The 24,215-nt window shown below is 45.0% G+C and carries 20 protein-coding genes; 15 read left to right on the top strand and 5 right to left on the bottom strand.

Going from position 1 to position 24,215, the window contains the following annotated elements:
• Positions 1–27: 27 nt before the first annotated feature.
• Positions 28–1,086 (bottom strand): calcium/proton exchanger, encoded by a 1,059-nt coding sequence (cax, locus tag AC1DOV_RS13980; RefSeq protein ID WP_076268247.1) that lies wholly within the window; start codon positions 1,084–1,086, stop codon positions 28–30.
• A 540-nt stretch (positions 1,087–1,626) separates the two neighbouring features.
• On the opposite strand from cax, the gene AC1DOV_RS13985 reads away from it, so the two are divergent.
• Positions 1,627–2,010, top strand: coding sequence for an Asp23/Gls24 family envelope stress response protein (locus AC1DOV_RS13985; protein WP_076268249.1), 384 nt, complete (start codon positions 1,627–1,629; stop codon positions 2,008–2,010).
• 50 nt (positions 2,011–2,060) lie between these two features.
• Here the strand turns inward: AC1DOV_RS13985 and ftsW are convergent, their stop codons facing one another.
• A complete protein-coding gene (ftsW, locus tag AC1DOV_RS13990; RefSeq protein WP_477512354.1) occupies positions 2,061–3,209 on the bottom strand; it encodes a putative lipid II flippase FtsW in 1,149 nt (382 codons plus the stop codon).
• Positions 3,210–3,219: 10 nt separating this feature from the next.
• Positions 3,220–3,564, bottom strand: a complete 345-nt coding sequence (locus tag AC1DOV_RS13995) for a YugN family protein (protein WP_076268251.1) — start codon at positions 3,562–3,564, stop codon at positions 3,220–3,222.
• A 335-nt stretch (positions 3,565–3,899) separates the two neighbouring features.
• Here AC1DOV_RS13995 and AC1DOV_RS14000 point away from each other — a divergent pair, with 335 nt between their 5' ends.
• Complete coding sequence (locus AC1DOV_RS14000; RefSeq protein ID WP_477512364.1) at positions 3,900–5,045, top strand: amidohydrolase; 1,146 nt, start codon at positions 3,900–3,902, stop codon at positions 5,043–5,045.
• Positions 5,046–5,134: 89 nt separating this feature from the next.
• The gene (locus tag AC1DOV_RS14005; protein ID WP_477512353.1) at positions 5,135–5,557 is read left to right on the top strand and encodes a CBS domain-containing protein; all 423 of its coding nucleotides are present in this window, start codon (positions 5,135–5,137) and stop codon (positions 5,555–5,557) included.
• A gap of 57 nt (positions 5,558–5,614) precedes the next feature.
• Here AC1DOV_RS14005 and AC1DOV_RS14010 read toward each other — a convergent pair whose 3' ends face one another.
• Positions 5,615–6,460 carry a thermonuclease family protein gene (locus AC1DOV_RS14010; RefSeq protein WP_339208820.1) on the bottom strand — a complete coding sequence of 282 codons (846 nt, stop codon included), beginning with the start codon at positions 6,458–6,460 and terminating at the stop codon, positions 5,615–5,617.
• Positions 6,461–6,660: 200 nt separating this feature from the next.
• Between AC1DOV_RS14010 and AC1DOV_RS14015 the strand changes: the two genes are divergently transcribed.
• The 10 genes from AC1DOV_RS14015 (at position 6,661) to AC1DOV_RS14060 (ending at position 18,370) form a co-directional block, all read left to right on the top strand.
• Positions 6,661–8,361 (top strand): DNA repair helicase XPB, encoded by a 1,701-nt coding sequence (locus tag AC1DOV_RS14015; RefSeq protein WP_477550254.1) that lies wholly within the window; start codon positions 6,661–6,663, stop codon positions 8,359–8,361.
• The gene (locus tag AC1DOV_RS14020) at positions 8,358–10,403 is read left to right on the top strand and encodes a helicase-associated domain-containing protein (RefSeq protein WP_477550255.1); all 2,046 of its coding nucleotides are present in this window, start codon (positions 8,358–8,360) and stop codon (positions 10,401–10,403) included. Before AC1DOV_RS14015 ends, AC1DOV_RS14020 begins: the two co-directional genes overlap by 4 nt.
• Positions 10,404–10,473: 70 nt before the next feature.
• Positions 10,474–10,968 (top strand): YlbF/YmcA family competence regulator, encoded by a 495-nt coding sequence (locus AC1DOV_RS14025; RefSeq protein ID WP_477512350.1) that lies wholly within the window; start codon positions 10,474–10,476, stop codon positions 10,966–10,968.
• A 200-nt stretch (positions 10,969–11,168) separates the two neighbouring features.
• Positions 11,169–11,432 (top strand): YlbG family protein, encoded by a 264-nt coding sequence (locus AC1DOV_RS14030; protein WP_053375618.1) that lies wholly within the window; start codon positions 11,169–11,171, stop codon positions 11,430–11,432.
• A 287-nt stretch (positions 11,433–11,719) separates the two neighbouring features.
• Positions 11,720–12,145 carry a hypothetical protein gene (locus AC1DOV_RS14035; protein WP_372238996.1) on the top strand — a complete coding sequence of 142 codons (426 nt, stop codon included), beginning with the start codon at positions 11,720–11,722 and terminating at the stop codon, positions 12,143–12,145.
• A 132-nt stretch (positions 12,146–12,277) separates the two neighbouring features.
• Positions 12,278–13,189, top strand: coding sequence for a selenium metabolism-associated LysR family transcriptional regulator (locus tag AC1DOV_RS14040; protein ID WP_477550256.1), 912 nt, complete (start codon positions 12,278–12,280; stop codon positions 13,187–13,189).
• A complete protein-coding gene (locus tag AC1DOV_RS14045) occupies positions 13,180–14,046 on the top strand; it encodes a PHP domain-containing protein (RefSeq protein ID WP_477512348.1) in 867 nt (288 codons plus the stop codon). The genes AC1DOV_RS14040 and AC1DOV_RS14045 overlap by 10 nt, the downstream gene beginning before the upstream one ends.
• A gap of 630 nt (positions 14,047–14,676) precedes the next feature.
• Entirely contained in the window at positions 14,677–16,026 is a 1,350-nt protein-coding gene (locus AC1DOV_RS14050) for a glycosyltransferase family 2 protein (protein ID WP_477527598.1), read from the top strand.
• Between the two features lie 15 nt (positions 16,027–16,041).
• A complete protein-coding gene (locus AC1DOV_RS14055; protein WP_477550257.1) occupies positions 16,042–17,148 on the top strand; it encodes an acyltransferase in 1,107 nt (368 codons plus the stop codon).
• A gap of 118 nt (positions 17,149–17,266) precedes the next feature.
• Entirely contained in the window at positions 17,267–18,370 is a 1,104-nt protein-coding gene (locus AC1DOV_RS14060) for a glycoside hydrolase family 18 protein (protein WP_477512362.1), read from the top strand.
• 157 nt (positions 18,371–18,527) lie between these two features.
• Here the strand turns inward: AC1DOV_RS14060 and AC1DOV_RS14065 are convergent, their stop codons facing one another.
• Positions 18,528–20,291 carry an Rqc2 family fibronectin-binding protein gene (locus AC1DOV_RS14065; protein WP_477550258.1) on the bottom strand — a complete coding sequence of 588 codons (1,764 nt, stop codon included), beginning with the start codon at positions 20,289–20,291 and terminating at the stop codon, positions 18,528–18,530.
• A gap of 178 nt (positions 20,292–20,469) precedes the next feature.
• Here AC1DOV_RS14065 and AC1DOV_RS14070 point away from each other — a divergent pair, with 178 nt between their 5' ends.
• A complete protein-coding gene (locus AC1DOV_RS14070; RefSeq protein ID WP_477550259.1) occupies positions 20,470–23,253 on the top strand; it encodes a calcium-translocating P-type ATPase, SERCA-type in 2,784 nt (927 codons plus the stop codon).
• A 121-nt stretch (positions 23,254–23,374) separates the two neighbouring features.
• Complete coding sequence (gene dapF, locus AC1DOV_RS14075) at positions 23,375–24,205, top strand: diaminopimelate epimerase (RefSeq protein WP_441886898.1); 831 nt, start codon at positions 23,375–23,377, stop codon at positions 24,203–24,205.
• The last annotated feature ends 10 nt before the right edge of the window (positions 24,206–24,215 follow it).

A 24,215-nucleotide genomic window follows, 5' to 3' on the forward strand; every position in this document is an offset into this window, starting at 1 on the left:
CCAAATGGAGACTACTCTTTTTTTTGTTTACACAAGGTAGAACGCAATACCGAGGATGACATAGACCATAATAAGCAGCACACCTTCATACCAATTCGTACGTCCATCACGCGAAACTGATTTGGCAATAAAGACAGAAACGCCGATGGCAGTTAATTCGATAGGCGTGAATACAATATCCATCGTGTTTCCAAATAAGCTACTAACGAGAATGAGCACAGGCGCTACGAATAAAGCGATTTGCAAGCTGCTGCCGATTGCGATTTCTACAGCTGCGCCGATCTTATTTTTCATTGCCAGCATGACAGCAGCGCTATGCTCCGCCGCGTTACCGACAATAGCGATTACGAATGCCCCTATAAACAGCTCAGACAGGCCAAATTTCGCACTGAATGCGTCAAGGGTATGTACAAGCCATTCACTCACAAAGGCCACCATAACGGTAGCTAGGAGGAGGAAGAAGATTGACTTTCCTTTTGACCAGGCTGGCTCTTCACCATGATCTGCATTCATGACGACATCAGAGAGCATATCCTTGTGAGTAACCATGGAGAACACCAGCCACAGAATATAAGCTAAAATCAGAATTCCTGCAACAGCAAGACTTAGAAACTGATCCTTCTCAAACGAAAACTTCTCTGAAACAACGAATACAGCTGGCACAAAAAGACCAATGACAGCCATGATCATGAGCGTAGAATTGTGATCAGCTAATCGACCGTTAAATTGCTGCTCCTTATATTTCAACCCGCCAAGCAATATGCTAAGACCCAAAACGAGCAATAGATTTCCGATAATAGCCCCTGTCAAGCTCGCTTTTACCATATCGAATTGCTGCGCTTTAATCAAAAATATCGCGATGATGAGCTCTGCGGCATTTCCGAAGGTTGCATTGAGGAAGCCGCCCAGCCTTTGACCTGCATAATGTGCGACACTCTCCGTGGCTTTACCAAGAAAACCGGCCACAAAGATGATCGCGATGGCTGAAATGATAAATTGGACTGTGTTATCCCAGTGGGCGTAATGACCGATGGCACTAAGTGCAAACATGAGGATTAACCCTGAGAAAAACCATTTTTGATTCAAAGCGTTCACCTCTTCAAATAGTTGCTGAAAACCTGATAATACTATAGCGGAAATAAGCAAGCATGTAAACTTTACCAGTTAAAAGGTGCATTCGATATGTTTATCTGATTCATGGAAAATAAACGACGAGATAAAGTTATTGTCACATATTGGAGAAAGTTGGTAGAATGATAATAGGATAAAAACCTTACGGAATTCGACAGAAGCCTGGCTGGTCGAACGATCATTAATGATATGCCTGGCTCAAAAGCTTCATGGACGAAAAAGAATCAACATTTGTATCTCGTTATCAATTACAAAGACGAGAACGCGGAGCTAAAGGAAATTGTTATGCTTGCCAACATTAATATGTTTAAGATTTACTCCTTCGTAACGACGGTGAATTAAAAGCTAGCAAGCGCGAATGGTGGAAGAATTATCAATTTATAAACATTTAGCCTGAATAGCATCTTGTTCACAAAAGCTTTTAACACTCAGCTTTGCTGTGGTATTGTCCGTCTGCTATAATAAGCCTATATGGCAAAATGAGGAGTGAGTCACATGACAGAAGAACTTCAAACGGGTCTTATCCGAATCTCTGATGATGTAGTAGCAACGATAGCTGGACTCGCAGCGCTTGAAACGCCAGGCATTGCGGCAATGTCGGGCGGCATTTCCGAAGGACTCGCCAAACGGCTGAGCGGAAAGAACGTGCAAAAAGGCGTTTCAGTTGAAGTAGGAACGACGGAAGCGGCCATTGATCTTCGTATTATTGTTCATTACGGCATTCCGATTCAAGAGGTATGTCGTCAGCTTCAACTGAATGTACGTGAATCTGTTGAGAATATGACAGGATTGCACGTTGTTGAAGTGAATGTGAAGGTAGAAGGCGTTGCCTTCAAAGAAGAAGAGCTGGAAGAAGTTCAGCAGCAGCGATTGAAGTAAATAAAGAAGGGTGCCTCTTTTGTAAAAGAGGCACCCTTTTTTTGATTCCATTAGCGCTTTGTAGGTTCTACACGATTTGCTTCCCTCGATATGCTTAACAATACGCCGATAGACATTAGACAAAATAGCAGGGATGAGCCGCCATAACTTATGAACGGAAGTGTAACGCCTGTCAGCGGTATTGCCGCAGTAACGCCGCCTATGTTGACAAAAGCCTGAATGGCGATCAAGCCGACAATGCCAACACCAACAACTGTGCCGTAATGATCAGGACAGCGGAGTGCAACGATAAGGCCACGCCATAAGAAAAATAAATAAAAGAGCAAGAAGAGGGCGCTGCCAATAAAGCCTAACTCTTCTCCAATGATTGCAAAAATAAAATCATTATAGGGATATTTCAGATAATGCAGCTTCTGGACGCTTTCACCGAATCCGGCACCGGTTAAACCGCCGTGACCAAAGGCTTGCAGTGACGACACGAGATGCCAGCCGGTATCCTGAGAATCGCTGAGCGGATCTCTAAACACGGTAAGCCGATCAATTCGGTATTTCCAAGGTTTTGGATCAATCGCCATCGAGATACTGAATATGACGGTGAGAAAGAGGCCGATAATCGTTCCTGACATAAATACCTGCTTTAAATTCGCACCGCCAGCCATAATCATGACCGTAGCACATGCAGCAAGCACTAAAGTGGAACCAAGATCGGGCTGCATCATAATCAAGCCGCAAACGAAGCCGACGATAATGATAACCGGCAGCAGCCCCTTTTTGAAGCTCCGAAAATTATCGCCCTTCTTCGTTATAAGAGCACCAAGATACAATATGATGGCCAGCTTGGCTGGTTCTGTTGGCTGTATGCCAAGTGAACCTATCCCGAACCAACTATGTGCACCATTGATCTCCTTACCAATAAACGGAACGAGCATGAGCATGATGACTACTGGAATGAAAAATAGCATGAAAAGGCGTTTGAAAACCTGATAGCGCAAATTCATCATAAATAACATAACCATTATGCCAAGGCCAGCCCACATGAACTGGCGCTTGGTGAAATACATGGCATCATCTTCTGTTACGACAGCGACACTTGAGCTTGCGCTAAATACCATTACAAGCCCAAAGCCAACGAGCAGAAGAGTTAAAATGAGAAGCAGAAAGTCCGGTCTTCCACGGCTACCGTTCTGCGTGGCTTTCATGACTGCACCGTTACGCTAACAATTGTTTCAATTGCTGAAGTCTTTGCGTCGCCGTACTCATAATTGGCTGTGGAATCGGGGACTCATACTCAAGGCCATGCGGGAAAGTGGAGCGTCCGATATAAACCGATTCGATAATTAGAACGGCATGAGGTGATTCAAGCTTACCTTCAATGGCTCTTGTTGTAATTCTCAAATAATAATCGGATCCGCTAGCGTGATCCTCAAGTTTCAAGTCGTATGTAGCGCGATAGTATTCCCACTGCCAACGGACAAAACCAACTTTTTCAGCAGATTCGTCTAAGTGGTCAAGTTCGCTTTTAACACCGTTTAAGCCGGTATTTTCAATAATCATGGTAGTTCCTCCCAAAGGTTTTGTGAAGCAAAACTGACTTTACTAGCATATGCTTCCATTTCAAAAGACAGAGTTGTACATTCTTTTCTCATGATAGTATGTTTCCCCAGCAAGCGCAACCCTTACTCCCACCCCTTGTTGTGAACAAAAGTGACATTTTGAAGAAAACTAATATTCCTAACGATTTAGTGATGCATTTGCTTCCTAATTAAGCCGTTCATCTGGTAAACTAAATGGCATGATAGGATTCGTAGTTTTTTTGAAAATGTAAGGGGGTTTGCGATTTGCAAACAGAGGATATCGTAGATCTACAGCTAGAGCAGCTATTTCCAAAAATGATGAATTGGCGCAGACATCTTCATCAATATCCTGAGCTTTCGTTCCATGAGCGTGTAACGTCAAGCTGGATTGCTACCCAATTAAGCGAGCTGGGCATAGAGGTCCAGACTGGGGTTGGCGGACATGGACTAATTGCAACCATTAAGGGAGATCAACCAGGACCGGTCATAGCGCTGCGGGCTGACATTGATGCACTTCCTATTCAAGATGAGAAAAAATGCGAGTATGCGTCTAAGGTGCCAAACGTTATGCACGCATGCGGTCATGATGCACATACATCTACGCTTCTAGCGATTGCGTCTTATTATTCGGCGAATCGATCCGCTATTTGCGGTGAGCGCAGACTGTTGTTCCAACCAGCCGAAGAGGTTACACCTGGCGGAGCAATGCCGATGATTCAGGATGGAGCACTGGATGGAGTAGACGTCATTTATGGCGTTCATCTGTGGACACCGCTCGCATATGGCTTGGTGTCGTCCAAACCAGGAGCCTTTATGGCTGCTGCGGATGAATTCGTTATTGATATTGTCGGACGAGGCGGTCATGGGGGGTTGCCGCATCAAGCTATTGATGCGATTATGATTGGTTCAACGCTTGTGCAATCCGTCCAATCCATTGTAAGCCGCAATGTGAACCCGCTGCATCCGGCAGTGGTGACTATTGGTTCTTTCCAAGCAGGTACGACCAATAACGTCATTGCGGAACGTTGCAGATTAAAAGGAACTGTCCGTTCGTTTGACGAGCAGACGAGAATGATGATACATGACCGGCTCAAGTCGCTTGTCACGCATATATGCCAAATGCATGGCGCGGAATTCGATTACCAGATGAGGATTGGTTATCCGCCCGTCGTAAACGATGAAGAAGAGGCTGAGCGTTTCTTCAAGGTTGGCGAAAGGCTGTTCGGTGAAAGCGCGGTTGTGCGTTCGGAAGCCATTACGGTTGCTGAGGATTTTTCTTATTACTTGGAAAAAGTACCTGGCTGCTTTATGTTTGTTGGTGCTGGCAATGAGAGCTGCGGTGCGACGTATGCGCATCATCACCCTAAATTCGACATTGACGAGAGAGCGATGCAGCAGGCAGCCAGACTTCTTATTGGTATGGCTGAGGAATATGCGAGCGGAGTTGTTTCAACCGCGTAAAAGCGGATGCTCAGGTTCTAAAAAGGTTATGCTAAACCTCGTAACTTATAATCGAGGAGGTATTTTAGCTGAAAACGTTAAAACAAATTATGTCGGCAGATTGTGTCACAGCGACTTTGGTTGATAATGTATATGAGCTTGCTGTAAAAATGAAGGAACATGATATCGGATTTATTCCAATTGTAGATGGCAAGAAGCTGATAGGTGTAGTCACTGATCGAGATTTAGTCGTAAAAGGATATGCAGAGAAGCATCCTGGCTCAGCTGCAGTTGCTGAGGTAATGAGTACCGATGTGGCTACGATAACTTCTGACGCATCTCCCGATGAGGCCGCGGAGCTGATGGCATCTAAGCAGATACGCAGACTTCCGGTTGTGGATGATGGAGAGCTAGTAGGGATTCTGGCAATCGGAGATCTTGCTGTACGAGATATTTTTGCCGATGAAGCCGGGGAGGCGCTTAGCTCAATTTCGGAGCAAGAGTATTCAGCATCTCCTCCAACGTTTCATTAATATAAATAAGGCTGTCCGAGTGCGCTGTTAAACGCGCTTGGACAGCCTTATTTGTTATTAGTCTTCCCATACGGCTACTAATTCATTGTATTCGTTATAGAGCTCCGCAGGGTCCGATTCTTTGTTGTTCCAAATATTTGTTGCTCCCCAAAGGAGCAGGTCATCATCTGATGAACGCACCTCGTCTGCTGAGGAAATGACTACTCTTTTCTGTGCATTCAGGACATATTGGCCAAACGGATAGGTTTGATTGCCTCGAACGCTAACCAGCTTCCAGCCTTTCATTTGAATGGCATCATCCGTCGTATTCGTTATGGTGACAAGCTCGGCTTGTTTGTCCACCTCAATCGTAATGCCGCTTCGCGCCGCTTTTTTTACAGGGAAGCTTGTGTGATTAATTTCGGCATCATTACTCCATAAACCTTGCTTCGCTTGTTCAGCTTGCTGCTCCAGCTGCTTGTATGCGTTTTCCATCTTGACGTTAGGCTCTATGATGAGTACCTTCGCAAGACCTTCCTCAATGAGTGCCTCGTTTAATATTCGTCCATCCTTCAGCTCCACGATTGCCAGCGTACGATCGTAGCGATCTTTAAGCTCCTTATCGAAGGTAAGCCTAACCTCTTGCGACTCTGTCAGAAGCGTCTCAGTGAAGGCAGCAGCTTCGGGTCCGAATGGATCGGCTGGACTATCTTGTTTCTTGGTCTCCGGCGTATCTACGTAAAGTAGTCGAATCGTCGTTTCACTAGAACCTGTTTTGATTTTGAAAGTATCACCATCTATAAAGCCAGCTACCTGATACCATTGGTTGGTTTGTATAACGTTCGAAGAAAGCTCGGAAATGGCCGTACAGCCGGCAAGCGGCATGCAAATGAGCATGAGGAGAATGATTATAATTCTTTTCATAGATGCGGTACCTCCACCCCAATTTGCAGTTTATATACAATCTTCTTATTACTATAACACATCTTGAACATAAAAATCGCGCAGTTGTCCAGATACTTAAAGCATAAAATGGTGTTAATTTCTTCATACTGTGAGGAAGAGCAAGATCTAGGCTATTTTTTTGAGAGGCCGTTTTGATGAATTTTTGAAGGAGGAGAATGATGCAGCATCCAAACGATCGGCCATTAATTGTGCAATCAGACTTAATGGTTCTGCTTGATGAACGCAAGCCACATGCACAGCAAGCTAGAGATAAGCTCGTTCTCTTCATGGATGCAATTAGAAGAGCTGGAGCGATCCATACTTATCGAATGACACCTTTGACTCTCTGGAATGCAGCAGCAGCTGGGATTACTGGCGAAGAAATCATAGGTTGGCTAACAGAATACAGCAGATACGAGCTGCCATTTCAAGCGGAGGTAATGATTCGCAAACTGATTAGCAGATATGGCAAGCTTTGGTTGTCTACGGAATCGAACAAACTGATGCTGCACGGAGAACAAGCTATTTTGGATGAGCTTTCGGAACAACCGTCAATAACAAGCTGGGTAAAAGCACGGCTTCATGCCGCTTGGGAGCTTGATGAAGGCTGTAGAGGCGCCTTGAAGCAGGAGCTGACACGACTTGGATATCCTGTCATTGATCTAGCAGGCTATCATGTGGGCGAGGAGCTACCGGTAGAGCTGAGGAAGCATACGCTGCGAAATCGTTTGTTTGATTTAAGGGACTATCAGCAGGCTGCTGTCGAGCTTTTTTATAAGGAAGGCAAAGTGGAAGGCGGAAGCGGCGTAATCGTATTGCCTTGCGGAGCGGGTAAAACCATTGTGGGCATAGCCGCATTGGCTCGTTTGGGCAGAGCAACACTTATACTTACTTCTAATTCTACCTCCGTAAAACAATGGAAAGACGAGCTGCTGGATAAAACGTCGCTGTTGGATGCGGATGTAGGTCAATATTGCGGCACATTGAAGCAGGTACGCCCTGTTACGATAGCAACTTACAATATTTTGACGCATCGCAAATCCAAGGAGTCTCCTTTTACCCATATGAAGCTGTTCTCCGAACGGGATTGGGGACTAATTATTTACGATGAGGTGCATTTGCTGCCAGCTCCAGTCTTCCGGATGACTGCAGATATACAAGCGACAAGACGGCTTGGCTTAACCGCGACACTCGTACGTGAGGATGGCTGTGCTGAGGATGTATATTCATTAATAGGTCCGAAGCAGTTCGACATGCAATGGAAGACAGCCGAGGCTGGCGAGTATATAGCGGCAGTAGCTTGCACAGAGATTAGGGTTCCACTACATATAAGTAAAGCGGCTTTGTATGCACAGGCCTCTGCGCGTTCCAAGCTCAGATTGGCTGCGGAAAATCCTGCAAAAATCAAAGTTGTAGAGCAGCTATTGCAGGAGCATGCAGGTAAACCGACTTTAATTATTGGCCAGTATTTGCACCAGCTGCATGAGCTGTCCGCAGTTATTGGCGCTCCCTTGCTGACGGGAGAGGTGCCGCAGCTCGAGAGACAAATGCTTTATGACAGCTTTAAAGCAGGCGACATATCAGTGTTAATCGTATCCAAGGTAGCTAATTTTGCAGTGGATTTGCCTGATGCATCCGTAGCCATTCAATTATCCGGCAGCTTTGGCTCACGGCAAGAGGAAGCTCAGCGGATTGGGAGATTGCTGCGGCCAAAAGCGATTAACAATTGCGCATGGTTTTATACCATTGTAACGGATCAGACGAAGGAAACGGAATTTGCGATGAAAAGACAGCTTTTTATGCTGGAGCAAGGGTATCACTACGAGAGACTTAGCTTGCCGGATGATGAGGACAAGCTTGAGGAGGCTGCTGCTCTATGAAAATGAAACAGCTGCTAGGCAAGTTATCCGCTGAGCGCTTGGATCATATGATGGAGGGACCGCTTTGGCAGAAAGCTGGTCAAAGAGGCCTGTCATGGGGAGAAGCAGCGGTAGACGATGAGACAATCCGAGAAGCTGTTTCTATGCTCTCGCCGTATGCAGCGGAAGTATTGACGGAAATGCTGCGTTATTTTGCAGCTGCTCCCGCAGACGGAGAACGGCTCCTTAAAGTTCTTCGGAACAACACAAGCCTCTCAGGGGCGGAATGTCAGCTCGCATTGGCAGAGCTTGAGGAATGGGGCGTATTATTCACGGTACATAAAGTATGGGGAGAGAGTCTGTATTTTATGCCTGTAGAATGTTTCGCAGTGTGGCAGAGGATGTTATTCCCATACAAAGCTGAGGCGCTGACTGAGCTTCAGAGGGAAAGACTAATGAATGGTGTCATGCGACCTTATTGCAGGCCGCTTGGCAGACAGCTGCTCAGTGCCTTTTCGTTATTGGGGAGAAGCGGCTTATCTCTTACGACAAACGGCACGCTTCCCAAGAAGACGGTTGCTAAGCTGCTGCAGGCTGCAGATTTGGAGGAGTGCTGGCTTAAATCATTTGATCTGAAATGGTCCTACTCAGATATTTATCCTGTACAGGTTGCCTTCATTTTGGAAGCAGGTTTTGCGATTGGGCTGTTAACAGCAGTGAATGGGGCATTGAAATGGAATGATGACCAGCTTAAAAAGTGGCTAATGCTTGATGAGACTGTCAGAGAATATCAATTAATGAATTGGTGCTTGGCGCTGCTGCTTCCAGCCGCAGGTGGAAACGCCCATTTGGCTGCCTCGTTGACGAGTCTTCAAGCAGGTGAATGGTATTCTAATCAGCGTGTGGATACGTGGCTTCATGAGAATCGGATTGTTGCCGATATAGGCCCGGAGCAAAACATAAATCGAACTCAACCAAGGCCAAGCTGGTTTGGTTTATGGCATAATCTAGGCTGGATGGAGCTAGTAGATTGTCAGCAAGCAGCGGACAATGAGTTTTTTTTCAGATGGAAAGCAGCTGCTCCATTACGTAAAGAGCCTCCGATGCAGGTGCAGGCGCTTGATGCAGTTGTTACTGTTCAACCGAATGGGGAATTAATTGTACAGCCAGAATGTCCCTTCTGGATAAGGTGGGAGCTGGAGCTGATAGCTGAACGCAAATCAGATGAGCAGGTTTCTGTTTACCGTCTTGAAGCAGCATCAATTACAAGGGCGCTGGAGCAAGGAAGATCAAGAGCCTCCATTCAAAGCTTTCTTGAGCAGGCATCAGGCGGAGATCATTTGCCTTCTACGGTAATCGCTTTGTTGGAAGTATGGACGAGCCGTGCTAGCCGTACTTTTTTCGCAGAAGTTGCGCTGCTGCGCTGCGATAGTGAAGAGATGGCGGCAATAGTGGAAAATGATTCTGGTGTAGCCCCTTTATTGATGGAGAAGCTTGGTCACTTGGATTTCATTGTTGAAAAGTCTCATATAAGTGAGATTCGAGCATGTTTGCAAAAAGCAGGATATCCCGCACGAAAAATGGTTCAGACAGAATTTGCGAATGACGAATATAAATACCCATTCGTTAGTATCGATATAGAGGGATCGCGCTTACTTGAGCTTCTTCCGAAGGAGGAATCAAAAATACCCGCTCCTTCTTATATTTATGAATCTTTTCCGCTTCATCATTATGAACTCAGTGATTTAGCCGCTAGGAAAAAACTGCTATTGTTTTCAGAAATGGAGCTTGTGCCATCCATGTGGACAAAGCAGCTGCGTGCATACCATCATTCGACAAGAAAAGAATTAATCGAGAAGGCCTTGCAATGGCAAACGCCCGTCCAGCTTCGCATGGAAAGAGAGCTTCGTTCGTTTGTGCCTGAGAAGCTTGAGCAGCAAGGCGACGGATGGGCCGTTGTTGGGCTGCTGCGTGATGACCCGCAGCGAGAGCAGATCAGGCTGACTCCTGATATGTGGGAAGAGATGTGCTTAGTGATACCAGGCCAAGGCAGCCCAATATAATCTCTATCTATTGGCTAATTAAATATGATATGATAGTGTAGAATTTAGCGAATGGGAAAGAGGTGGATAAATGCCAACTGCTGAAGGTTTAACGGCTATTCAGTTGGAGCAACCGCAAGGCGGCGTTTCTTCTCTCGATATGGCGTCGCTGCTGCTTTGCGCCTATGATTTAGGTGATTCGATTAATCAATCGGCGGAAGTTGCCGAATATTTATATTGGAAGTCAGCTGTGAATGAAGATGAAGAAGTGAAGCAAATTACCAAACGGTTCGATAAAGCGAAGATACTGTTTGAGGAATGCCAACGATTCGGGCGCTTTCATCCTGACTACAACGAAGCGAAAGACAAAGTGAAGCAAATCGAACGAGAGCTAAGCGAAATTGAAAGCGTTCGCCGCTTCAAGCTAGCCGAGCAGATCGTCGATGAAATGCTTTATGATGTATCCCGCATGATAGCGGAGTCCGTTTCGGACAATATTAAAGTGCCTGGCAATGAAAAAGCTGCCGGCGGCGGTAGCTGTGGAAGCGGCGGCTCATGCAGCTGTGGAAGCGGCGGTTGCGGTTAAGTTAGAAGCCATAAGAGCGAACAAGGAAGAAGCATAGGCTTACGAAGTGAGGTTTGCTCCGCAAACCTAGGTAAATGCTTACGAAGTGAGGTTTGCTCCGCAAACCTAAGTAGATGCTTACGAAGTGAGGTTTGCTCCGCAAACCCAGGTAAATGCTTACGAAGTGAGGTTTGCTACGCAAACCTTTTAGGAGGGAAAAGATGCTACCGGATCGAACAGGTTATATCGTTTGGGTAAGTGATTTGAAAGCGGCAAGATCACTGGAGAGGTTCGGGACGGTTCATTATATGTCGCGGAAGATGCATTACGTTGTGATGTATATGAATGCGGAACGCTCTGAAGAGGCTGTGCGGCAGATGGGGAAGCTCTCGTACGTACGGAAGATTGAACGATCGTATCGAAACGAGATTAAGACAGAGTACAGCAAAGACAGCGAAGATAAAACTAGATTTTATAGTTTGTAAAGGTTTAGTCGAAAACACTCGTCTGATGACGTTGTTCGTAAAGCTAATCAATCGCATAACGAAGGAAATATTGGTAAAAACTTCAAAAAATGCACTAAAAGACGTTTCACGGTGTGCAATATCACTGAGAAACGTCTTTTTTTTATTATAATAGCCAGAAACTTACAAAAATGGTCGGACTTTAATTTTTTGTTGTAATCTCGGACAATCGTGATAGAATGGAATTAAATTCATAGTATAAAAGCCCTGGTTCTTTGGAAGGAGTGGGTTGCGAAGTGAAAGATAGAATGACGAGAAGATGGAACACATATGAGTCGTTTTATATTGATCTAGGTGACAAAAAAGTAGCGGATATCGTTATTACAAACCATGCCAAAAGTCGTTGGCTTGACCGGATAGAAAGTGAGAAAACCGGTTATGAAGATATAGCTGAATATTTATGGGAATGCTTGAAACAAGGCCGCATCGAGCCTTACTACCGCAATGAGCAGGACGTTTATTTAATTGACGACGATCTCGTATTTGTTGCTGAATTTGCGGATTCGATGACAGAAACGGATATAACCGGAACTCCGCTACATAAAATGATCATAGTAACTTTCCTTGGGCGCATGTCAGAAACAATCGAGCTAAGGGATCTAAAGTCCTACTATTCGTGGCTTCGCCATTCACGGCGCATGACTCTCGTCAAAAGCAGCAGAAAAAGAAAATGAGACTTTGTACCTATATATCAAAGAGTGGAGCGTCCAATCCTAAAACAGATTGCACGCTTTTTTTGTGCGTGTTGTAAGATTCTGTACAAGGTTTATAGTATAATAAGCACCAGAAGAAAGGATGATTGGACGATGGCGCTTAATTTTCATCAACTGCACATATTTTGCACGGTTGCGGAACGCGGCAGTTTTTCAGCTGCAGCGCAATCATTACATATGACTCAGCCAGCTGTTACGATGCAAGTGCAGTCACTGGAAGATTATTTTGGCACGAAGCTGCTTCAGCGATCAACGAAGCGAATCGAGCTTACAGAAGCTGGACGGGCTCTTATGCCTTACGCGCAGAGGAGCATCGATCTTATACGTGATACAGATCAGGCGATGTCAGCATTCACGAAGCAGCTTAAGGGAAGATTGCAGCTCGGTTCGAGCTTAACGATAGGTGAATATATTCTGCCGCGCTTGCTTGGTCCTTTTGGACAGGAATATCCGCATATTTCGATTAGTATGAAAGTTATGAATACCTCGCAAATTATGGAGGATATTTTGAATCATCAGCTTAATTTCGGATTAATTGAAGCTCCTGTTAATCATCCCGATATGCATATGGAGGCGGTAATGAGCGATGAGCTTAGATTGATCGTATCGCAATCGCATCCATTAGCCGATCGAGATTCGGTTACATTGGAAGAAGCGATGGAATATCCGTTTGTTCTGCGTGAGCAAGGCTCGGGGACAAGACTTGTCATGGAGGAGCAGCTGAGGAAAAAAAATATAGATCCTGCATCGATGAAGATCGTAATGGAGCTGGGCAGCACAGGAGCTGTCAAATCTGCTGTTGAAGCAGGCCTTGGCATATCTTTTATTTCATCTTCCTCTGTAAAACATGAAGTTGCGCTTGATTTAATTCGGATGATTAAAGTGTCGGATTCCAAGTTCCAACGACAGTTTTATTCGATATACTTAAAATCGGCTATATTGCCAATATCAGCTGTTACTTTTCTAAGTTTTTTGAGAGAGAGGGATTTGCAGCAATGGCTCTAATGAACGGACTTGCTGATTTGCATACGCACACGACGGCTTCTGATGGCATGCAAAGCCCCGCGGATAATGTTCGGCTAGCCAAAGAGGCAGGGCTTGCTGCGATTGCTATTACAGATCACGATACGGTGGCTGGTGTAGCTGAAGCATTGCTTGAAGGCGAACGATTAAACATTACGGTTGTTCCCGGTGTTGAGGTGAGCACGGTGGCAGAAGGAACGGATATTCATATTCTCGGTTATTACACGAATAATGACGACGAGAAGTGGTTATCGCGTCTTTCGAGTTTGCGCGGGCTAAGAGATCAACGGAATGAAATGATTATAACTAAATTAAATGAGCTTGGCGTTGTGCTGTCTATGGATGATGTTATCGCTGCGGCTCATGGTGAAAGCTCGAAGGAAGAGCTCCGAGCAGCCGAAGTAAGTATTGGTCGCCCGCATATTGCTGCTGCACTTATCCAAAAAGGTTTCGTTCAAAATATGAAGGAAGCTTTCGATCGTTATTTGGCTGCCGGAGCCGCGGCGTATGTCAATCCACCGAGATTGACTCCATTTGAGGCGATTGACTGGATTAGAGAAGCGGGAGGCACAAGTGTTATTGCGCATCCTGGTTTATACAACAATGATTCTTTAGTCGAAGAACTGGTACGTTATGGCGTGCAGGGCATCGAGGTGTTCCATTCGGATCATGGACCGGAAGAAGAGCAAAGATACGGGCAGCTTGCAGCGGACTTCAACCTGATCGTTACAGGTGGATCGGATTTCCATGGATCGCGTCAAGGCGTTGTATTTCATGGCGAGGTGGGCAGCCGTACCGTAAATGCAAATGTGCTAAAGCAGCTTCAGCCTTCAGGATGATGACCTTAGCAATCTGAGGACTTGAAGTGAACGCTTTACTATGCAATGAAACGAATTGTTATTGAAAGAGGCAATCTTAAGGGCTTATAACCTTTGGACTGCCTCTTTTTTGTGGTTTCGGGCGAATTTTTTGCATTTGGAAAAGGGCGGAATAGATATTTGTAGTTATTATGCAAATTTTGAATTAATAAATCATAAATATGGTTTTAAACACCATAATTCAATATAAATATGACAAAATGGTGACGAAAATGAGCAAACGTAAATTTCATAAATCATTTACAAAGTGAAAATTATAGATTTTGTCGATTTTTATTTAATAGAAGCTGCCAAGAAAAAACCCACTAGGGAGGTTGGTTATACGCTTTCAAAAAAAATGACTATTAGCTCATTCCTCCATCAACACCCTCGATTCGACAAAATCTGCAAATGATTGGAAGTTAAATATTTGGCTTTTAGCAAGAAAATCGAAGCAAATGATAGAAAACGATAGATAATAGCAGATGTATTCGTTTTATTGAAAACTGGTGAGATTTTACAATTCTGATAATGATGAGATAGGTTGAAAGTAGAAAAAGAAACGTAGCAATGGTTCGTAATCGCCATTGCTAAATGAAGGAGTGGATAGTTATTCAGTACATGCTGTATGCGACAACCGTTGTTTTTCTCATCTTTCAACTGCTGTATACGGTTATTCCGTTGTTCTTCAGCAAGGTGCGAAAGCTCAATAACGAGCTTGATGAGAAGTCGTTATCGGTCCTGGTTCCTGCGTATAACGAGGAGCTTACGATCAAAAATTGCATCGATGCGATGCAGGGTCTGCATTATCAGAATCATGAGATCATTATCGTAAATGACGGCTCTAAAGATCGAACCTTTAACAAGCTGCAAGAGCTATTGGACCTTCGGAATGATTACAGAAAGGCTAGTCAAAAACTGAAATATAAAAGAATTAGAGGTTTTTACCGTTCAAGCAAATTTCCCAACATCTACGTCATGGACAAAATGAATGGCGGCAAAGCCGATTCACTCAATGCTGGCATCGATTATGCGAATGGAGAAATTGTTATTACGCTTGATGCTGACAGTATGCTGGAAGTAAACTCCTTAAAATACGTAAACCAATATTTTCACGAAAGCGACATTATTGCCCTAGGGGGAACCGTCAAAATCGTACAAGGCGCAGAACGACAAGACGGCGTCATTATGGAGAAATTTATAGGAAAAGGCATTATAAAGAGCCAAGTCATTAGTTATATCCACAGCTTCTACGTCCGCAAATTAACACAATCGCTATTTAACTCCATCGTCGTTATCTCAGGGGCATTCGGAGCCTTCTACAAAGAACTCATGTTTGATGTGAACGGGTTCAGAAGCACGGTTGGCGAGGATATCGACATCACTTTAAAAATCCACGAGTACATGAAAGCAAATAAACTCAAAAAAAGACTGGTCTATGCGCCGGAGGCGGTATGCTACACCGAATGTCCGGAAAATATGAAAAACTTCTACAAGCAGCGTATTCGTTGGCAGAAAGCGTTTGTGGATTGTATCCTCATTTATTGGTCGAAATTATCTCGGAGCTTCAGCATCGGCGTCAGCTTGTTTTTTGCAATAGACGGCTTCGTACTTGGTACGTTAACCGCATTTACGACGATTTTCCACATGGCGCACGCCATTACATCGGGCAGCGGCATATGGGCAGCGATTGTACTATTCCTTGTCACGATGTTAGTGAATGCAATTCAAATCGTGATATCACTCTATTTGTGCAAAAAATATGGCAGTAATTATTCGTTGCTAGATTATATTAAGATGTTCGGATTTAGTCAGTTGGAATTGTTCACTTACCGATTTGTGCTCCTCTACATTAACATCATTGGAACATTCAAATATTTCGACAATGATGAAGGATGGGGTTTTGTCGAACGCAAGGGCGTCGCATCCATTAGCCCAAATACAGTGGCAAGTTCGAGATAATATTGGAGGGACATTATGAGCAGCACAGCCCATGTTCAAAATAATCGAATTATGTATATTGATTTATTAAGGATTCTCTCCATAGTAGCCGTCATCGTGCTTCATATTACTGCATCCTTGCTGACCCGAACGAATGACTTTACGACAACCTCATGGTGGGTCAGCAATGTGTTCAACTCAATTTGCCGCTTTGCTGTTCCGGTATTTTTTATGATCAGCGGTGCCATGATTTTGAGAATCGAAGTGAAGTCCTATAAAGGATTTTATAAGAAAAGAATACTGCCTCTGATCATTCCTTTGCTTACATGGTCATTAATTTATGGCTATTACAAGGAGTATTACATACTCAAAAGCCAAATGAGCGCGTACGAGTTCATACTCGATTTTGGCAAGAAATTAGTAACAGACGGAAACTACGTTCATTTGTGGTTTTTGTACGCTATTATTGCCATTTATATGACCGTTCCGCTAATTGGCAAGCTCGTACGCTCATGCAGTGAGAAGGATCTGAGATATTTTCTGATCTTATGGTTTATCGTCAGTATCTTATACCGGTTAGTATCCGACATCTTCTTACGCCTAACTGATCAGCACCTTTATGTACCTAGTATGAATATTCCGTTTTTTATGGGCAATTTAGGTTATTTTGTGCTTGGCTACTATCTCTTTAATGTCGAGCTTCGTCCCATTATTAAGCACACATTGTTTAATCTTGGCATTTTGTCCTTTTTCCTAACTCCAATATTGACTTATGTGGTGTCCTCATACGGCGGGGTGCTGGACGAGATGTTTTACGGTAACTATTCCATTACAAGCTTCTTAATGGCGATCGGCGTGTTTCTGTTTTTCAAGGAAAAAGATACGATGATTAGCCGGAAAACAAATTATAAGGTTAAAAAAGTAATAGGCTCCGTCTCTACGGCAAGCTTCAGCATTTATTTAATCCATCTCTTGGTGGATACGATGGTTTCAAGGGATGTGGCTATCGATGCAACATTCCTTGAGACGACATTAAGTCTTCTGTTTAATATCGTTGCGATTTTCTCGATTAGTTATATCGTTGTCAAAGTGTTTAATTTGAATCGGTGGGTAACGCATATTTTATTTGGTGGAAGGGGGTAGCGGGGTGAATGTGAAGAAGACGGTAAAAGGGAAAAAAACGATAACTGCGCGAAAAGGAACAAAAGCGCTAAAAGTAAATTTTTTGACCAAAGCGCTTGTGGCTGTGCTTCTTGTTGGTATGGGCATTTACTTCTACCAAAGCGTAAACGCAGAGGATCGGAAGTTGTCAACGGTATATATCGAAGCCTGGCGCGACCCGAAGGATGTAAGATTATCGGAGCAGGGCGTAGATATCGCCTTTGTTGCCTTCGCCAAAATTTCCGGTACTGGCTTGTTCTTTCATGAAAAAGAAGAAGGGAACAAGCAGATCAAACAAAACATTATGCAGCTCAAAGCCAATAATCCGAAGACAAAATTTGTTCTTGCCGTTGGGGGTTACGGCGTAGATGGCTTCTCAGACGCTTCACTCGACGGCAATCGATATGTATTTACGAAAAATATTATTGATTTGGTCAAGGAGCTCGATCTCGATGGTGTCGATATTGACTGGGAGTTTCCGGCCTTTGACGCATGGGGAACCGTAAAGGCGAGTCCAAAGGATACAAAAAACTTCACAAGCTTAATGCGAGAGCTAAGAGAGCAGTTAAACCTGCTGCCGCATAAAGGAAACAAAAAGTATATTCTTACTTTTGCAGCAGGTACACAAGATTGGTATTTTAAAAATGTAGAAGTGAAGGCCGTAGAAAAGTATGTCGACTTCATCAATGTCATGAGCTACGATCTGACTGGCAGATGGTCCGAAACGACAGGATTTAATGCTAATCTTTACAAAGATAAAGGGAATAAAGCGACTCAAAGCGTGGATCAGATCGTGCGAGCTTTTCTAGATCACGGAGTTGATGGCAAGAAGCTGCTGCTTGGCATCCCAGCTTATTCATATGGCTGGACAGATGTGGACAGTGATGAAGATGGTTTTTTTGCCAAGGGTAAGCCAATCGATATCGAGAAAGTAAATATTCATTATCGAAATGTTGAGGATAACTATTTGGACAAAAATGGATTTAAGCGTTATTTTGACGATCAAGCAAAAGCAGCTTACCTCTTTAACGGCAGTACCTTCATTAGTTATGAAGACAAGGAAGCTTTGCGAGAAAAGGTCAAATACATCAAGCAAAAAGATCTAGCAGGTGCGATGGTATGGGAATATGCACAGGATGCAGAGAATGGAATCATTCAATATTTGTCGGATAACTTGAACAAGGAGCTAGGCACAGAGGATTAAATAGAAGAATAAGCGAGGCAGGAAGCTTTAAACGAATATAACAAAAGGGAACTTCTTATCCATAGAAGTTCCCTTTTGTTTGATCATAATTTCCAAATGCTGCAAATCAAGAAAATGCAGGCAGCAACGGAGTATGTTGCAGTACCGCTAAAGCTGTCTATTTCAGCTGGCATGCCAGCGATTTGATACGTCGCTCGTCCGGTGTAATAAACAATGTTTTCTGATTGTCATAGATAACAAACCCCGGCTTAGCACCGCTAGGCTTACGTACATGACGTATCGTTGTGTAGTCTACTGGAATCGAGCTGGAGTCGCGAGCCTGGCTATAATGTGCAGAGAGCATAGCGGCTTCTTCAAGTGTTGCATTGCCAAAGTCTCCGCCTTTTATAACGACATGAGAACCAGGAATATCCTTTGTGTGCAGCCATGTGTCAGAAGGTGAAGCAAGGCGGTTCGTCAAGTATTCGTTTTGTGTATTGTTTTTGCCGACATACATCGTTACCCCCTCGGAAGAGGTATAACAAAGCAAGGTTGGTTTAAGCGTTTTTTTCTTCTTTGGACCGCGGCGTCCACGTTCCTTCATATAGCCTTGTTCCACGAGCTCGTCACGAATTTCGCTTATATCGCCAAGCGAGGCGTTATCGACCTGCTGAAGCAAGGTTTCAAAATATTGAATTTCTGTACGAGCGAGCTCCATTTGCTCGGCCACGATGGATAGACTGTTTTTGTGCTTCGTGTAACGCCGGAAATAACGCTGAGCGTTGTCAGAAGGAGTGAGATGCGGATCAAGATCAATCTTTATTACAGCTTGCTCCTCATCATAGAAGTTGACGAGCTCAATTGTTGTGTCGCCGCGCTTCATCTGATGCATATAGGCAGTAAGGAGCTCGCCCAGCACCCGATATTTTTCAGCATCCTTCGCTTCAACGAGCGTATCCTCAAGCTTTTTGATTTTTGTAACGTTTTTGGCTTTTTCATTTTGAACGAATCGGATAAGGTCAGCAGCGCGCTGCTTAACGGTATCGCGTTCAGCCTTATTGCCGTAGAAACCTTCAAGGCAGGCACTAATGTCTGGGAATACCGTTTCTTCTCCATCGATATGCGTAAGCTCAGTGACAGAGAAAAAGGACTTGCCGGTATCTGCGTTGGTTTTAATTGTAGGTTTATAAATGTCTTGCTTTACTTGTTCCATAAAGGTTGAGAAGCACTTCCAAACCGCCACTACGCTTTCCTCAGAACCTTGTTCAGCCTCTGGAAGCACATCAACACCCGCCCGATGAACCAGCTCTTTGGCGAGCAAAGGGCTAAAGCCGCTTAGCTTGTCGACTAGTCTTTTGTAAAGAGGAGCGGCTTCATCCGTATCGCTTAAAGCGTCCAAAAACTGCTGCTCGTTCACAATCGAAAGCGGATCTAGTTTGCCTTGCTCAGGCGGAGAGGTATAGGTGCTGCCGGGCAATACGATGCGGTGACTGCTTATGGCTGGCGTTACATGGTGGATGCCATCGTGAATGAGGCCGGTTGAAGGGTCCATCAAAATAATGTTGCTATGACGCCCCATAATTTCCACAACAATCGTTTTATTCGATAAATCGCCGAGCTCGTCCCGATGTTTAACCTCAATATGAATGATACGCTCCCGACCAACTTGACGAACGGATTCAATCAGTCCGCCTTCGCAATGCTTCCGAAGCAGCATGCAAAACATAGGCGCTTCCATAGGGTTGACGTGCGTACCGGTTGTCCAGTGCACCCTTGGGTAGGTCGGGTTGGCGGACAAGAGCAATTTGCCCTGCGTGCCGGCTCCGCGAATGCTGAAAACAAGCTCATGATTGGTAGGCTGGTGAATCTTATGTATACGCGCTCCGACACAGCGCTGTAGGTCTTGCGTAATTGCATGGGTGACGATGCCGTCTAATGCCATGGTGTTGTTCCTCGCTTCCTTTGTAAGTCTTTCTCTATCATGCCATAGTTGAGCCAAAAACTTAAGTCTTTTATGGGATATTTTAAGGGCTGTCCGAATACATTTACCCTATAAAGGCTGTCCGAAGGGCCGACAACTTAGCTGCTTGGCTCGGCATATTACAGGAGGGAGTTAAACCATGGAACAAATGAAATGGCATCAAATGGGGACAATTGAGCTGATTGACGCATTAGTCAGCTCCCCAGATCAAGGACTGACTACGTCGGCAGCGGCGCAACGTCTAGAAGAAAATGGAAAAAACGAATTGTCTGAGGGCAAGCGTGTCTCACCGATTTTGTTGTTCCTTAATCAATTTAAGGATTTTATGGTACTCGTTTTAATGGGTGCAACGTTGATTTCTGGCTTGCTGGGCGAATATTTAGATGCAATTACGATTGTTGCGATCATTGCTCTCAACGCCGTACTTGGATTCGTGCAGGAATTTCGAGCCGAGCGCTCATTGCGGGCGCTTAAGGAATTATCCGCCCCGACAGCCAAGGTTATACGCGGAGGCGAGCTACTGACCGTTCCAGCGAAGGAGCTTGTGGCAGGCGATCTTATTTATTTGGAAAGCGGAGACCGCATTCCGGCTGATGTGCGGCTGCTTGAAGCCAATAGCTGCTATGTGGAAGAGTCCGCTTTGACGGGGGAGTCTGTCCCCGTTGGTAAGCATGCTGCAGCGATTGCAGAGGAAGACTTGCCTTTGGGTGATCAGCGCAACATGGGCTTCATGGGCACGATGCTCACAAGGGGAACTGCTCGAGCAGTCGTCATTCGTACAGGCATGGATACGGAAATGGGCAAAATAGCAGGACTTATTCAACAGACTGAATCGATGGAAACGCCGCTGCAGCATCGTTTAGAGCAGTTAGGCAAAATATTAATCGTTGTGGCGATCGGCTTGACGATTATGGTAGTTATTGCGGGTATTTTGCACGGCCAGCCAGCGTATGGCATGTTCCTTGCAGGTGTTAGCTTGGCGGTAGCAGCTATTCCAGAGGGGCTGCCAGCAATTGTGACCATCGCTTTAGCTCTTGGCGTACAGCGGATGATTAAACGGAAGGCAATCGTTCGCAAGCTGCCTTCGGTTGAAACATTAGGCTGCGCATCCGTTATATGCTCGGACAAAACAGGGACGCTGACACAAAACAAAATGACGGTTACCCATGTCTGGATTGGCGGCAGACAGCTTGAAGTGAGCGGAGAGGGCTACGTCCCAAATGGTGCAATTTATGAAGCTGGCAATGCGCTTGACATTAAGCATGATTTATCAATTAAACGTCTCCTTCAAGTCAGTGCCTTGTGCAATAACGCACAGCTGTCGAAGGTAGAAGCTGTAGATACGGGCAAGCGCAGAAACAAGGAGCAGCATGAAGAGTGGATACTTAAGGGAGATCCAACTGAAGGTGCGCTTGCTGTGCTTTCAGCAAAGCTGGGCTCCTCTTCCAAATCATTGGAGCCGCTATATAAACGGGAGAAGGAATTTCCATTTGACTCGGAGCGCAAACGGATGTCAGTTGTTGTATCGCACCAAGGCGGGCGGCTTATTTGCACCAAGGGCGCCCCTGATTTACTGATGGATCATTGCTCCTATGTTCTTTGGGAAGGGAAGGTCGTTCCGTTTACTGCAACGCTGAAGCGCAAATGCGCTGAAGCAGGCGAGGTTATGGCGCAGTCCGCGCTTCGTGTATTGGGACTTGCATACCGGGATTTGCGCGCATCCGACGCTTGTGAGACCGAAGAAGACGTAGAGAGTCAGCTTGTATTCGTAGGCTTGACTGGGATGATCGATCCGCCTCGCCGCGAGGTGAAAGAAGCGATTGCGAACTGCAGGCGTGCGGGAATTAAGACCGTTATGATTACCGGCGATCATCAGCTGACAGCAGAAGCAATTGCAGGTCAACTAGGCATTATGCCGCGCGGAGGCATCGCAATGAGCGGCAAGCAGCTGGAGGCGATGTCCGATGAACAGCTCGACCGGCTCGTAGACAATATTTATGTATACGCGCGTGTATCGCCAGAGCATAAACTGCGTATCGTCAAAGCGCTTCAGCGCCAAGGACATGTCGTTGCGATGACAGGCGACGGCGTAAACGATGCTCCAGCGATCAAAGCAGCGGATATCGGAATTTCGATGGGCATTACCGGAACGGATGTATCGAAGGAAGCGTCCGCGCTCGTTCTGAGTGATGACAACTTCTCGACAATTGTAGCTGCTATAGAAGAAGGAAGAGGCATATATGAAAATATCCGAAAATTTATCCGTTATTTATTAGCATCAAACGTTGGCGAGATACTCGTCATGTTTCTTGCGATGATGGCAGGATTGCCGCTTCCGCTCGTTCCGATTCAAATTTTGTGGGTCAATCTGGTCACGGACGGATTGCCGGCAATGGCGCTTGGCGTAGATCAGGCAGAAAAGGATTTAATGCAGCAAAAGCCTCGTTCGGCAAAGGAGAGCATCTTCTCCCGCAGGCTGGGCTGGAAAATTATAAGCCGAGGCATTCTGATAGGTGTATGTACGCTTGGCGCTTTCTGGATTACGCTTCAAGACGGTCCAAACAATGCTGCGCACCTAATGAAGGCGCAAACGGTAGCTTTCGCTACTCTCGTTATGGCACAGCTCATCCATGTATTTGACTGCCGAAGCTCGCGTTCCATTTTTCACCGTAATCCGTTCCAAAATAAATATTTGGTGCTTGCCGTATTGTCATCGCTAGTGTTGATGATCGGAGTGCTTTATATCGATGCATTGCAGCCTATCTTCAAAACCGTTCCACTTAACTTCCGTGAATGGTGTCTCGTCTTTGTAGCTGCGGGAATTCCTACTTTCTTAATGGGAATTGGCAGTGTATTCGGCACTTCCAAGAAAAATAAAGGTAAAACGAAATGGCCGTTAGGCCCTCAAACCGCGGCAAGATAACGAAAAAATACAAATCTTGATACAAATTATGAATAGCCTTTCTCCTTGCTTTGCGGTATGCTATTAGCAATTAATCATAGTTTTATCATACCTAGAGATGTAGCAAGGAGAGGGCATTCAGATGAATTTTACAAAAATGAACGGTTTGGGAAATGACTTTGTGGTGATTGCAGGCGAGCAGCAGCTTCCAGAAAATGTTGCGGAATTAGCTATACAGCTTTGCAACCGGTTTTTTGGAATCGGGGCAGATGGTCTCGTTTATATTTTGCCTTCAGAAATCGCGGATTTCCGTATGCGCATTATTAATTCTGATGGTTCAGAAGCTGAGCAATGCGGCAACGCCATTCGCTGCGTCGCTAAATATGTGTATGATAATGGCTTAACCGATAAAGAAGAGATTACAATCGAAACACTTGGCGCAGGCGCTCAAAAAGTGCAGCTTACCGTTCAAGATGGCAAAGTGTCATCTGTTCGTGTAGATATGGGAGAGCCGATTCTAAATGGCCTTCGTGTACCAACAACGATCGATGCGGAGCAAGTCGTTGAACATCCGATAAAGGTGGACGGTCGTGAATTCCGTTTTACCGCTGTATCGATGGGCAACCCTCACTGTGTCATCTATGTTGATGATGCTGTAAATTTTGATCTAGGCACTTGGGGTCCCAAACTTGAGACACATCCGTTATTTCCACGTAAAATAAATGTTGAGTTCGTTACGGTGAAATCCCGTACGCATACCGATATGCGCGTCTGGGAGCGCGGTGCAGGACCAACGCTAGCTTGCGGTACAGGCGCTTGCGCAACGGTAGTTGCTTCTGTACTCACTGGCGCAACAGATCGGACAGCAACGGTTTCACTCAAAGGCGGCGACCTATTGATTGAGTGGAATGAATCCGATAATCATGTATATATGTCTGGACCGGCTGCAGTATCATTCTGCGGCGAGTTTTAAGAGCAAAGTA

The sequence above is a fragment of the Paenibacillus sp. 01T47 genome (assembly GCF_056398245.1).

Excerpts from the sequence above, each read along its gene's own strand:
- AC1DOV_RS13985 (WP_076268249.1), top strand. The coding sequence starts at position 1,627 with ATGACAGAAGAACTTCAAACGGGTCTTATCCGAATCTCTGATGATGTA.
- ftsW (WP_477512354.1), bottom strand. The coding sequence starts at position 3,209 with ATGAAAGCCACGCAGAACGGTAGCCGTGGAAGACCGGACTTTCTGCTT.
- AC1DOV_RS13995 (WP_076268251.1), bottom strand. The coding sequence starts at position 3,564 with ATGATTATTGAAAATACCGGCTTAAACGGTGTTAAAAGCGAACTTGAC.
- AC1DOV_RS14000 (WP_477512364.1), top strand. The coding sequence starts at position 3,900 with ATGATGAATTGGCGCAGACATCTTCATCAATATCCTGAGCTTTCGTTC.
- AC1DOV_RS14005 (WP_477512353.1), top strand. The coding sequence starts at position 5,135 with ATGTCGGCAGATTGTGTCACAGCGACTTTGGTTGATAATGTATATGAG.
- AC1DOV_RS14010 (WP_339208820.1), bottom strand. The coding sequence starts at position 6,460 with ATGAAAAGAATTATAATCATTCTCCTCATGCTCATTTGCATGCCGCTT.
- AC1DOV_RS14015 (WP_477550254.1), top strand. The coding sequence starts at position 6,661 with ATGCAGCATCCAAACGATCGGCCATTAATTGTGCAATCAGACTTAATG.
- AC1DOV_RS14020 (WP_477550255.1), top strand. The coding sequence starts at position 8,358 with ATGAAAATGAAACAGCTGCTAGGCAAGTTATCCGCTGAGCGCTTGGAT.
- AC1DOV_RS14025 (WP_477512350.1), top strand. The coding sequence starts at position 10,474 with ATGCCAACTGCTGAAGGTTTAACGGCTATTCAGTTGGAGCAACCGCAA.
- AC1DOV_RS14030 (WP_053375618.1), top strand. The coding sequence starts at position 11,169 with ATGCTACCGGATCGAACAGGTTATATCGTTTGGGTAAGTGATTTGAAA.
- AC1DOV_RS14035 (WP_372238996.1), top strand. The coding sequence starts at position 11,720 with ATGACGAGAAGATGGAACACATATGAGTCGTTTTATATTGATCTAGGT.
- AC1DOV_RS14040 (WP_477550256.1), top strand. The coding sequence starts at position 12,278 with ATGGCGCTTAATTTTCATCAACTGCACATATTTTGCACGGTTGCGGAA.
- AC1DOV_RS14045 (WP_477512348.1), top strand. The coding sequence starts at position 13,180 with ATGGCTCTAATGAACGGACTTGCTGATTTGCATACGCACACGACGGCT.
- AC1DOV_RS14055 (WP_477550257.1), top strand. The coding sequence starts at position 16,042 with ATGAGCAGCACAGCCCATGTTCAAAATAATCGAATTATGTATATTGAT.
- AC1DOV_RS14060 (WP_477512362.1), top strand. The coding sequence starts at position 17,267 with ATGGGCATTTACTTCTACCAAAGCGTAAACGCAGAGGATCGGAAGTTG.
- AC1DOV_RS14065 (WP_477550258.1), bottom strand. The coding sequence starts at position 20,291 with ATGGCATTAGACGGCATCGTCACCCATGCAATTACGCAAGACCTACAG.
- AC1DOV_RS14070 (WP_477550259.1), top strand. The coding sequence starts at position 20,470 with ATGGAACAAATGAAATGGCATCAAATGGGGACAATTGAGCTGATTGAC.
- dapF (WP_441886898.1), top strand. The coding sequence starts at position 23,375 with ATGAATTTTACAAAAATGAACGGTTTGGGAAATGACTTTGTGGTGATT.